Genomic DNA, 11,794 nt, shown 5'->3' on the forward strand with positions numbered 1-11,794 from the left:
GAGCACGATTACCCCAACCTGGGAATCGTCCCCAGCCGTCACGTTGCCTCATTGCGTGGCGGCTGGTTCCAACCCCTCCGGTGTCGAGCCAGAATGACCTCGAGCGGTCGGACAGTGCAAAGTTTTCAGGACTGTGAAGTTCAAAATTAATTAATGAAAGCTAATGTTCTATCGGCGGGTCGATCCGAGAACCTGGATAACACAAGGGGGTTTTCACCCTATTGGCTCTTTTCGGCGCTAGGCTAGGCGGCATAAAGGATGCCGTGTTTTCGTCGGCGAATATTCCGGCGGCAGTGGCGGTTTTGGTTCTTGCCATCAGCGCGGCGTATGCGGACCATCAGAACAAAATCGTCTCGGACCAAGCCGTCCGCGCGGATGTCTTGGCCAAGGTCAATCTGATCCGCGCCAAGCTGGAAGGGAATATCAACGGAAACCTTCAACTTGTGCATGGGCTGGTCGCGACGGTCGTGACTGAACCCTACATGGGACAGCAACGCTTCGCCTCACTCGCGAGTAACCTGTTTGGCGAGGGCTCGCAATTGAACAACATTGCCGGCGCACCCGATCTGGTCGTTTCCTTGGTGTACCCGCTAAAGGGCAACGAGAAAGCCGTAGGCCTCGATTACCGTAAAGACGATCGGCAGCGCGACGCCGCGCTACGGGCGAGAGACGGGCGCACGTTGATTCTTGCCGGTCCGGTCGAGTTGAAGCAGGGAGGCCAAGGGTTCATCGGCCGGTTTCCAGTTTTCGTGCCGAGTGCGGGCAACACTGAAAGGTTCTGGGGCATCATTTCCGCTGTTGTCGACGTGCAGCGCCTTTACAAGGCGAGCGGCCTGTTCGACGATGATCTCGGGATTGACATCGCGCTCATCGGTAAAGACGCCCTCGGCCCAAGCGGAGATCAATTCTTCGGCGATGTGGGCGTCCGCAAAAACAATCCAGTGACGGCCGAAGTTCTGCTCCCGTCAGGATCGTGGCAGATCGCAGCCATCCCCAAAAACGGCTGGCCTTCGACGCCCAGCAACGCGTGGTTCTTGCGCGCGATCATGGCCGCGGCCGGGGCGCTGGTTGTGATCCCATTCCTGGTCGCAGGTCGTCTGATCGGCGAGAGACAGCGCAACTATGCGGAACTGCGTCGATTGTCGAGACGCCTAGAACTCGCTTTGGAGGCATCTGCTATTGGCGTTTGGGAACACGATCTCGCGACCAATGACCTGTCGTGGGACGAGCGGGTCAATGAAATATATGGCAAACCCAGCGATGGAGGACGTCGCGGCTACTCGGATTGGGCAGGCGCAATTCACCCCCTGGATTTGGCCGCCGCCCACGCAGATTTCGACAATGCCGTGGCCAGCCGCGGAACATATTCGTCGGAATACCGGATTGTTCGTCCGGATGGCGAGATTCGTCATGTCCGATCTAAGGCGACCATATACGAAGCCCCAAATGAGACGCCCAAAATGATTGGTGCGGAATGGGATGTCACAGCCGACGTCCTGCTAAACAGCGATCTGGTTCGCGCAAAACAACTGTCCGAGTCGAGAAATGCCGAACTCGAGGCGGCCAAGGCGCGCATCGAGCATATCGCGCTTCATGATTCGCTGACCGGTTTGCCCAACCGTCGTTACCTCGACCAGGTATTGGAACAGTACGCAGCCAACGCCAGGCGCGACGGCGGTCAAGCGGCCCTGCTTCACATCGACCTGGATCGGTTCAAGCATATCAACGATACGCTTGGCCACGCCGCGGGCGACGCGATGTTGGTTCACGCATCTACCGTCCTTCGATCCAAGGTCGAGGATGGAGGATTCGTCGCTCGGATCGGAGGAGACGAATTCGTCATCCTGTGCATAGTGCATGACGAAATCAAGCAACTGGCGCTGCTGGCTGACCGCGTCATCAGCCAGATGCGCGAACCCGTCTACTACCAGGGCCACCGATGCCGGTTTGGTGTTAGCGTGGGAATTGCAGTCGACAACGGAAAAGACGTCGAAGCCAAGCACCTGCTGATGAACGCCGACATCGCGCTTTACCGAGCAAAGAGTCGTGGGCGCAATCGGCACGAATTCTTCACTGAGGCGATGCAAAGCGAAATCGTCGACACAAAGCGGATTGCGGATGAGGTGCTTGGTGGCCTTGAGCGCAACGAGTTCATAGCCTTCTACCAGCCCCAATTTAGCGCAAAAACGCTCGAACTTGTCGGAGTCGAGGCGCTTGCGCGATGGAGACATCCAAAGAAGGGTGTTTTATCGCCGGATGTCTTCCTAAGGATTGCAGAAGAGCTAAACGTCGTCTCGACGATCGATCGAACCATACTGAACCAGGCGCTTTCAGATTTTGAAGGCTGGTCCGCTGCGGGACTTCATATACCACGCGTATCAGTCAACGTTTCGGCTCGGCGCCTTCAGGACGAAGAACTCATAAAGAGCTTGAGAGAACTGAATATCAAGAAGGGAACAGTTTCGTTCGAGCTTGTTGAGTCCATTTTCCTTGACGAAAGCGATGATTTGGTAACTTGGAATGTCGATCAGATTAAACAACTCGGCATTGATATAGAGATAGATGATTTCGGTACGGGCTATGCCTCCATAGTCAGCCTGCTCAAGCTGCAGCCTCGCCGACTGAAGATAGATCGGCAGCTGGTCATCCCAATTGTCGAATCGCAGCAACGAAGGCAGGTTGTTTCGTCGATCATTGAAATCGGCAAGTCCTTGGGTATCGAGGTCATTGCGGAAGGCGTCGAGACGATGGAGCACGCACGGGTACTCAAGGTCTTGGGCTGCGACATACTGCAGGGTTACGCTTTCGGGCAGGCGTTGGATTCCGACGGCCTAAAGGTCTTGGTTCGATCTCGGCGTCTGCGCGTGGCCAGCTGAATGCTAGACCCGGCGTTTGCTGCCTGCCGGCTTCGCAAATGTGCACAGAGATGATAATCGGCTGACACTGCGGCCAGAGCGGTTGGCATCAGGAGGTTTTTTCTGGCTGGTTTTTCGGCGCGCCCGGTGAATCTAGACGCTTGCAACAATTGCATGAGCCTGAAATTTTCCAGGAGACTGCCGGTCTCTATGCGCCTTCGCAAGCACCTCGGTGGCGCTTCGACTTCATTCCACGGCGCGACCGCGGAATGGTGTGGCGGGCGTTTATCTGCTTAGCGTTTCGATCCGGTTGGTTGAAAAGCCAGCGGCACGCAAATCCGCTTCGATCGTGCCGACATCATGATTTGGGGGCAGTCGCATCGCTGCGGAACTGATAACAGGCTAATGGCGAGTGTGGGCCGCATGAAAACGCGCAGTCTCTGGCTCGGGCTGGGTCATCGTGATGCTAGCGGTTCTTCCTGCTTCAGGGGCACGGCCCGCTAACTGACTTGTCGCCCTATCTGCAAGCGCTTTTTTCTCGCCTTCGGTAGCGCCGGCCCGTCCGTTAGCTTGTCACCGCGCCCGCCCATCGCGCAACCGCACGCCTGGACAGCCTGTGGCTGTCTCACCGTCGTCGGATCGTGGGCGAGTCCGATTTGGCGAGCGGCCGCTGGTGGGCCGCTCGCGGTGGTATATGCCTAATTATTTGGCCGGTGCGCCGCGCCCGTAGGTCAACATCACGAACGTGTCCGGAAAGATCCTGTTGGGATAGAAGGGCGAAATGGCAGCCAGATTCTTCTTGGAAGGATCGACAGTGTAATCAGCCGTCATGCCATAGATCAGCTTTGTTTCTGTATCGAGGCGCATTACGCGCATACCTGCACGGGTCGAGAAAGCCTCGCTCAAGCTATATTTGTCCCCATCGCCCTGCTTGTAGACGACGACATTGGCGTCCAGACCGTTGGCTGTATAGATGAGCTTGGTCGCGGGATCGAAGATCACATCGTCAACGCCGCGTCCAATCGGCGCGCTCGCAACGGTTTTGCCGCTGGCGCCGTCGACAACCACGAGCTGCGGGTTCGTTTGCTTACCACGGCAGCCCAGAAACAGCCGATCGGTGGCTGCGTCATAGTCTGCTCCCGACGGCTCCGTGCATTTTTCTGAAACGTCCCAATGCGCGACGATTTTCTTGGCCCTCAAATCGATTTTGTAAACAGCGCTCTTATCGCGCAGCGGTAAGTACAAGTTACCTTTGCCATCCAGGGTAGGGCGTTCAAGCTGATCGCCTTCAACCTCGATCGTAGTCGCCAGTTTCATCGTAGCGGCATCGACCAGCAGTTCCCTTGAATTGTCGGCCTGCTGATAGGCGAGGATGTTTGTACCCTCGTCATAGACCACGCCGTCAAAATTGTCGCCGAAGCTGATCCGGTCGACAGGTGAAAAATCCGACAGCTTGAAGACTGAAGTTGAGCCGTCCGTGTTAGCAGTGAAACCGCGGTCGAGCTTTGGCGCGAAGGCCACAGAGCCGGTTCCTTTAGCGTTTGCGACATTTGCAACGACTTTGCCGTTGTTAGCGTCGACGACTGTCAGGCCGTCGGCCCGGCGACTGAGATAAACGAGTTTCTTGGTTTGATCGTAATCGATGTGGTCCCAGGATGTACCGCTGCCACCTAACTCGACAACGGATTGCAACTGATAGAATTTCTGCGGATCCTGCGCCTGTGCGCCACATGTGGCACTAAAAACGATAGCGGCGACCGCCAGCGTTGCACGTATTGGCTTGGATAGCATTGTGAGTCTCCTCCCGTGAGAACGTCATTTTCGACAACAGGCATTGATCGCTGTTCGTCGCCTCCATCTCCAAGCACATTGCGTGCCAATAAGCGTAGTGTCGTGGCCTCTTGTCTATGTTGTTGATAAGGCAGTATTTTTGCCGAAGCGACGATCGCCAAAAAGGCCCCGTTTGTGTGGGAATCCGCACCGCCCGGTTCTTTTTGGCTGGGTTTCCACACAAACGGGCCTTCGTGGTTGGCTGATCTGCCGTTGCTTGGTGATGCGCTTGGCTTCTCACGGACTCTGCATCTCGAAGGCTGGCGACGCGGACGTGACCCGCGCGCTCCACGAGGCGGCGTCGGGTTCTTGGAGGCTTTTCGAACTTTCTGTCTCGCGCCTCCAGCCGAATTGCGGGCGCTTGTGAAAGAGATTGGGGCATCAAGGCACGCTATTGGGCTAGCTTGATCTTCGCACTCGGTCTGGACCTGAATGCCCTTCGGCAGTTCATAGTAGCGAGATCCGCCTAGGCGTAGCGTTCGCTCGCCTACAGGGGTTCGAGTCGGAAGACCGCTACATCGCGAGACCCACTATCGAAGAGGCGTTCTTCTGCTATCGACGGCCCGCAGTTTAGTCGACAATCTTCCAATTTTGGGGACAGAGGATAGCCGATGCCCTCCGAAGGCAGAGGTCACAGGTTCGAATCCTGTCGGGTGCGCCAATTTTCACTTTTATTTCAATAGATTAGATAGCCATCGACTAAATTTCGTTTGTGCAGGGCATCGCGCCCGTAAGCAATCGTGCAAGCTTTCCCATTAACTGACTGTACGTCAATTGGACCGATTATGGGTCGGATTCATTCATTTTCTGCGGGAGTGATCGTCAAAAGATGCGCGGCGTGGTTGAGCTTTGCTCATATGGGCAGCACTCAGATTTGCACCGTAGGACGGGCGCGCGGACGCTTTGGTTCAGATGCCGACCGATAGAGGAACGTATTTCTGTGCCGGTTCGGTCTGCTCCATGCGAGAAGCCGACATCAGGGATCGACGTTCCGAACGTCCTATTTTGGGTTGCAATCGGCCCGGACGCTCCGGGCATGGGACCTTCAAAAGGGGACTCTCAGTTCGGCGCGAGCATCGTCGTGAGTGAACGATCCAGACTCCCTCGCTGCTTCAGAACCGGGTAGAACGCTCTGCGGGTTGGGGCGACTTCAAACCGTGGCAAGAGCATTCAGGATTGACCGGAAGACGTGCCGCGGTCTCCAGCGCAACCCGCGAGGCTGTCATAGAGAGGTTCGGCAACACGTCGTCCTGCAGCAATGCTTGGCGATTGCGGTCCATGTAATCGTTGAAACCTGCCGTTACAAACGCAAGAGGCACGAAACACGCGCCGATTTCGCGCGACAAGGTAGCCTCAGGGGCGATCGAATGGTTGAGTACATCGGCCCCCATGCCGCGATACGCCAAAGCCTCGGCTGGGGTTGTCAGTCGCGGCCCATAACAATGGGCAGCCACCAACTGCTGTTCAATGCCATGAACGCGGCATTCGGCTGGCCAATGACGGCGGGCCGTCTCAACCAGAACCGCCGCACATCGTGGACATACGATCTGCTTGCCCGAGCAGTCGAAGCTCTGGCGGTCTGGAAGCAGTGAAAAAGGCGTCTGCGTCAGTTCGATGATATCGGCGGTCACCACCATGTCGCCGGGTTGGATCGCCTTGTTGACGGCGCCAATGGTCGAGCAGGACAGGACTTGCTTTACACCCGCGGTCATCAATACCCAGAACGCGCGGCGATGACAGGAATGGTCGATGTGGTCGCGCGGATTGCCGTGCGAATACATGCACAACGCACGTTTCGTTCTGCCTTCCGCGGTAATCGAGGCATCGAACTCGAGCACCTTCCAGTTGTCGCTGCGGCCGAAAGGCGTTTCAAAACTCATGTCACGCCGCAAGGTGCGCACGCCATCGAATTCGACATCCTCCGGAAAGGCCAGGCCCCAGTTTGCCGACCCTGTGATGATGGCCAATCCTACCTGAGGTATGTCCGCTGAATGATCCGCCGGCGCACCGGCTGCGTGCAGATTTGTGAGCATGTTTCCAATTCTCGGTCATGATTTTTGGCGAAGGGTCACGATCAAGACGACGACCACGACGATAGCGGTCCACACCGTTGAGATCGCCGCGATGGTCGGATCGATCTGATCGCGCAGAGATATGAACATGAGCTTCGGCAGCGTGCTGTTTTGACCACTTGAGACGAAGATCGAAATCACGGACTCGTCAAGGGAAGTCAGGAATGCCATCAATATGGCCGACAGTAAGCTGATCTGAAGCTGCGGAACAATTATGCCACCAATGGCTCTCGCCCAGTTCGCGCCGAGGCTGCGCGCCGCCTGAACCTGGTTCCAGTCAAAGCGGGTCAGAGCGGGCAACAGCACAATGCACACGACAGGAATGGCCAGCACCACGTGCCCGACCAGCACGCCGAACAGCGTTCCGACCAGATGTTGCGCCGCCAGCACGAAAAAGAGACCGATCGCAAGCAGAATTCCTGGCATGATGGACGGGCTGAGCAGAATGCCCTGAATGGCAACAGCGGCCTTTCCGCCGAGCCGATTTATCGAAATGCAGGCCAGCAGCCCCAGGGGCACGGCGAGCATCGCCGTCAATGTTCCAAGGATCATGCTCGTCCTAAGCGCGGCCATCCACGTCGCCGAACCGAAGAAATGCTCGTACCAGCGCAATGAATATGCCCGCGGAGGAAACTCAAGAAGATCGGACGCCGAAAAGGACAGCGGCACGACCACGAGCGTTGGCAGCATCAAAAACGCCATTACGAGTGCGGAAAAGCCCCACAGAAGGATGCGGACCAGCCTGTTGTCCGGATAGGCCTCAAGCATGGGCCGCACCGTTGCGCATCATCAGTCGCCTCGCCGCCAGGAACATCACTCCGATCAGCGCCATAAGAACGAGGAGCAGAATGCCCAAGACGCTCGCCGAGCCCCAATCCTGGAAGGTCGATAGCGTGCGCTCGATCCGGGTGGAAAGAGGATTTACCTTGCCGCCGCCAAGCACCGCCGGCGTGATGAAGAAGCCTAGGGTATAGATGAAGACGATGATCGACCCCGAGAAGATGCCGCCGGCCGAAAGAGGAAGAATGACTGTGCGGATCACTTGCCCCAGTGAGGCTCCCATGCTCGCCGCCGCGCGTATGAGGTTCGAATCGATATCGCGCATTGCGGCATAAACGGGCAGCAGAAAAAGCGGCAACATGTAGTGAACCATGCCGATGAGCGTTCCTGTGAAGTTGTAGACCAGCGGCAATGGCTCTGCTGTCAGGCCTGAACCTGTCAAAGCCGCGTTGATCAGGCCATCGCGCCGCAACAGCACGAGCCAGCCATAGGTGCGCACCAGAATGGAGGTCCACAACGGCAGCATGACGAAGGCCATCAGCAAATTGGCCACCCTTGGTCTGGCGCTGGCCAGGGCGAGCGCCAAGGGGGTACCGAGTAGAATGCAGATCGCCAGCGTGCCCAGGGACAGTTCAAGGGTTGTAACGAGCGCCGACCATGTCAGTCCGCTCGAAAGCACCTTCTCGTAATTGCCGAAAGTGTATTCGCCTCCCGTGGTCAGGAAGGATTGCCGAATGATCCACAGGATGGGCAGTATCGCCGCCAGTCCAACGATGAACAGCGCTGGCAGCGAAAGCGAGAGGAAGAACCGCCGCTCTCGTCGCGCATCTGCGGCGAGCGCGGGATCCGCCATGACGGTCACGCTCTTGCTCCCGGTATCGCGTGAACTTTCGCGGCTGGTGCATATGCGGTAATCCGCTGACCTGTGGCGAGCTCGGCGCAGCCTCTGGCCAGGGCTGCCGGAATGCAGACAAGAACCTCTTGGCCGCCGTCAAGCGCCAGCGTCAAAAGCCAGTTCTCGCCGCGAAACGCCTTGGCGTGCAGTGTTCCTTCGAGCGCGACGCCATCTCGCCCCACGAGCTTCTGATCAAGATGGAAGCTTTCCGCGCGGATCATCAGGGCTTCGGGCGATGCATCGGCGCCGTCGATTCTGCGCACCAAGCCTGGGGCTATAATGTTGGCCTCGCCCATGAATTCCGCGACGAAGCGGGTCGATGGATGATTATAAATCCGCTGCGGCGTATCGATCTGTTGGATGCGGCCGGAATTCATTACCGCGACCCGGTCTGACATAATCAGTGCTTCGCGCTGGTCATGCGTCACATAGATTGTGGTGATCCCCAGATCATCGTGCAGACGCCGGATCTCGTACTGCATGGTTTCGCGCAGATTCTTGTCGAGCGCAGACAACGGTTCGTCCATCAGCATCACGCGTGGCTCGAAGACGATCGCCCGCGCCAGCGCTACCCGCTGGCGCTGTCCGCCGGATAGCGCGGCAATGTTGCGCTCCGACAGACCGTCCAGCTTCACGCGGGCCAAGGCCTCAGACGCCCGCTTTCGGACCTCCGCTCTCGGCGTCTTGCGCAGTACCAACGGATATTCGACATTCGACAGGACGTTCATGTGGGGAAACAGGGCATAGTTCTGAAACACGATGCCGATGTCCCGCTTGTTGGGGGCCAGGCGGGTGATGTCCCTATCCCCCAACAGGAGCTTACCGCCATCGGGCCGGACAAATCCAGCCAGGGTCATGAGCAACGTGGTCTTGCCCGATCCGGACGGCCCCAGCAGCGTGAGGAACTCGCCAGCCTGAATGTCGAGCGAGACATCGTCCAGCGCGACGTAAGATCCATAGGTCTTGCGCACGCTGTCGATGGTGATCGGGAGCGACTTCATCATGTGCTTCGGCCTTAAAGCCGAGACTCAGCGAGCCATCATCTCATCGAAGGCTTTTTGGGCAGCCTCGCCATTCTTGACCCACCAGTCTGCATTCGAAAATACCGAAGTGCCAGCATTTTCAGGCGCGGTCGCAAGGGTCTTCAGACGGTCCTTAGGGATGAGGCCACCCTCATAGCCAGCAGGATTGACTGGGCCGTAGGCAATAAAATCGGTCAGCTTGGCCACGCGCGCAGGCTGTGTCATCGCCGCGATGAGCTTCATGGCTGCTTCCTTGTTCGGCGCCCCCTTCGGCACTGCGAGACAGTCGGTGCCAATGACGGAACCCTTGAACGTGTAGTCGGCCGCGCCGCCGTCTTTTTTCACAGTCTCTGCCCGTCCGTTCCAGGTAATGATCAAATCCGCCTCCCCGTCTTTCAGCAACTGCGCCGACTGAGCGCCCGAGGTCCACCACACCGAGACATTTGGTTTAATCGCTTCGAGCCGCTTGATGGCGCGATCCAGACCCTCCGGCGTGCTGAGCACGGAATAGACGTCGGCCGGCGCCACGCCGTCGGAGAGCAGTGCGATCTCGATCGAGTCCTGTGCATTGGCGCGCAGAGCGCGACGGCCCGGGAATTTGGCAACATCCCAGAACTCCGCCCACGTCTTCGGCGGATTCTCGCCATAGGTTTTGGTGTTCCACGACATGACGGTGCCATAAGAGTCGAAGGGATAGCAGTAGTCGGACTTTGCACCATCCGGCACGGACTTGGGATCGATGATCTTGTAGTCAAGCGGCTCCAGCAGCGACTGTGCGGCCGCCTGCGCGCCTTCCGGTGAGCCAAGGTGAATGACGTCGGTCGTGATGGCCCCAGAAGTGACCTGCATCTTCAAGGCGGCCAGGCCGTCGCTCAGGGTCTCCTCGCGGACATCATAGCCAAGCTCTTTTGCAGCGGGGGCCCACATGGCTTCCTTCATGGCGTTGCCATAATCGCCACCTGCGGTCGTGATGGTGACTGTTTCAGCATGGACGGGCAAGGCAGCCGAGATTGCGATCGCCGCCAGGGAAATGTGTAGTAGCCAAGACATTGGTTTCTCCTCCTCCGGATCCTAAAAATGTCGAATAGACGGTATTTTTATCAATCGTAACGTTACGATTACCGCAAAAGTCCCAGAAGTCAAGCCGCTCCCAGCTCGCTCCGCTCAGGTTCGGTGAGCTTCGATTTACCCGATAGGCCGAATCCGGTAACGTTACGATGCCCAGCAAAATCAGCCGGCGCTTTCGCAAATGAAGTCTGGCGGTATGGCCAATCTAAAACAGCTCGCGGCGGAACTTTCCCTTTCGGTGACCACGGTGTCCCGCGCTCTGAAGGATGGGGCGGAGGTGCATCCCTCGACCATGGCGCGCGTCAAGGAGGCGGCGAAGCGGGTCGGCTATGTGCCAAATCATCATGGTCGCGCGCTGAAAACCGGACGAACCCTGACGCTGACGGCAGTGCTTCCGATGGAGACACGCGACTACCTGTCCGATCTGTTGAAGCTTCCTTTGATAGAAGGCATGACGCTGGCGGCGCGGCAAGCGGGTTATAGTCTGTCCATCTATTCCACCACCCCCGATGACGATCCCGTCGAGAGTGTGCGGCGGCAGCTTCAGGCGGGCAGCACAGACGGACTGATTATCACGCGCATGGTCTCGGGTGATCCGCGCGTCAAGCTGCTGCTAGATAGACGGATGCCATTCGTCGCGTTTGGAAGAACCGACCTGGATACCGCGTATCCTTATGTCGACATCGACAATGAACAGATTGCCTACGAGGCGACCCGACGGCTCATGGATAAAGGCTGTCGACGCATTGCGCTGCAACTTCTCGTTCCGGAGGATCAGGCGAGTGCCATGCGTCTCGCCGGCTATGGACGGGCAATGGCCGAGGCCGGTATTCCGATCGACCAGTCGCTGATCGGTCATGGAATGTTCACCATGGAATCGAGCGCAGCCTGGTTCGATCGCATGCTGGCCTGGTCAGATCCGCCGACGGGCTTGGCATGTGCCAACGAACTGGGCCTTCTAGGGGCGTTACACGCTCTTGGCAGAAGGGGTCTTGTGCCGGGGAGCGACATCCACATTGTCACTCGGGACAGCACGCGGCTGGCACGCTTCCTGCCGGCGAAGATCGGAGTTCATTTCGTGGACATGGCGGATGTCGGGCGCAAACTTGTCGAAGTCCTGGAGAGCCGGATCGTCAATCCCCTCGGGCCAGTGGAGACAGTCCTGTTCAAAGGTGAGTTCGACCCTAGCGAATAGTCGGACCGAAAGAAGTCGGACTGAGTTAGATACTCAAAAAGGGAAAAGCAGACATCCGTATTGCCCCGTCTCGGTTT

The 11,794-nt window shown here is 57.7% G+C and carries 8 protein-coding genes; 2 read left to right on the forward strand and 6 right to left on the reverse strand.

The genetic code is table 11. The features are described 5' to 3' along the window. Window positions 1-263 precede the first annotated feature (263 nt). A complete protein-coding gene (locus BPNPMPFG_RS41620; protein ID WP_413776983.1) occupies window positions 264-2,876 on the forward strand; it encodes a bifunctional diguanylate cyclase/phosphodiesterase in 2,613 nt (870 codons plus the stop codon). 681 nt (window positions 2,877-3,557) lie between these two features. Here BPNPMPFG_RS41620 and BPNPMPFG_RS41625 read toward each other — a convergent pair. The 6 genes from BPNPMPFG_RS41625 to BPNPMPFG_RS41650 form a co-directional block, all read right to left on the reverse strand. Further along, window positions 3,558-4,646, reverse strand: coding sequence for a YncE family protein (locus tag BPNPMPFG_RS41625; RefSeq protein WP_258599450.1), 1,089 nt, complete (start codon window positions 4,644-4,646; stop codon window positions 3,558-3,560). A 1,151-nt stretch (window positions 4,647-5,797) separates the two neighbouring features. After that, the gene (locus BPNPMPFG_RS41630; protein WP_258599452.1) at window positions 5,798-6,718 is read right to left on the reverse strand and encodes a phosphorylase family protein; all 921 of its coding nucleotides are present in this window, start codon (window positions 6,716-6,718) and stop codon (window positions 5,798-5,800) included. Between the two features lie 15 nt (window positions 6,719-6,733). Then, window positions 6,734-7,525 (reverse strand): ABC transporter permease, encoded by a 792-nt coding sequence (locus BPNPMPFG_RS41635; protein WP_258599453.1) that lies wholly within the window; start codon window positions 7,523-7,525, stop codon window positions 6,734-6,736. Then, complete coding sequence (locus tag BPNPMPFG_RS41640; protein ID WP_319946071.1) at window positions 7,518-8,399, reverse strand: ABC transporter permease; 882 nt, start codon at window positions 8,397-8,399, stop codon at window positions 7,518-7,520. The genes BPNPMPFG_RS41635 and BPNPMPFG_RS41640 overlap by 8 nt, the downstream gene beginning before the upstream one ends. After that, complete coding sequence (locus tag BPNPMPFG_RS41645; RefSeq protein ID WP_258599518.1) at window positions 8,396-9,433, reverse strand: ABC transporter ATP-binding protein; 1,038 nt, start codon at window positions 9,431-9,433, stop codon at window positions 8,396-8,398. The genes BPNPMPFG_RS41640 and BPNPMPFG_RS41645 overlap by 4 nt, the downstream gene beginning before the upstream one ends. Before the next feature lie 27 nt (window positions 9,434-9,460). Beyond that, the gene (locus BPNPMPFG_RS41650) at window positions 9,461-10,504 is read right to left on the reverse strand and encodes an ABC transporter substrate-binding protein (protein ID WP_258599454.1); all 1,044 of its coding nucleotides are present in this window, start codon (window positions 10,502-10,504) and stop codon (window positions 9,461-9,463) included. 214 nt (window positions 10,505-10,718) lie between these two features. Between BPNPMPFG_RS41650 and BPNPMPFG_RS41655 the strand changes: the two genes are divergently transcribed. Then, on the forward strand, window positions 10,719-11,717 hold the full coding sequence (locus BPNPMPFG_RS41655; protein ID WP_258599456.1) for a LacI family DNA-binding transcriptional regulator: 999 nt from the start codon (window positions 10,719-10,721) through the stop codon (window positions 11,715-11,717). Window positions 11,718-11,794 lie beyond the last annotated feature (77 nt).

Origin of the sequence: Mesorhizobium sp. AR07, from assembly GCF_024746815.1 — a bacterium.
Classification (GTDB): domain Bacteria; phylum Pseudomonadota; class Alphaproteobacteria; order Rhizobiales; family Rhizobiaceae; genus Mesorhizobium.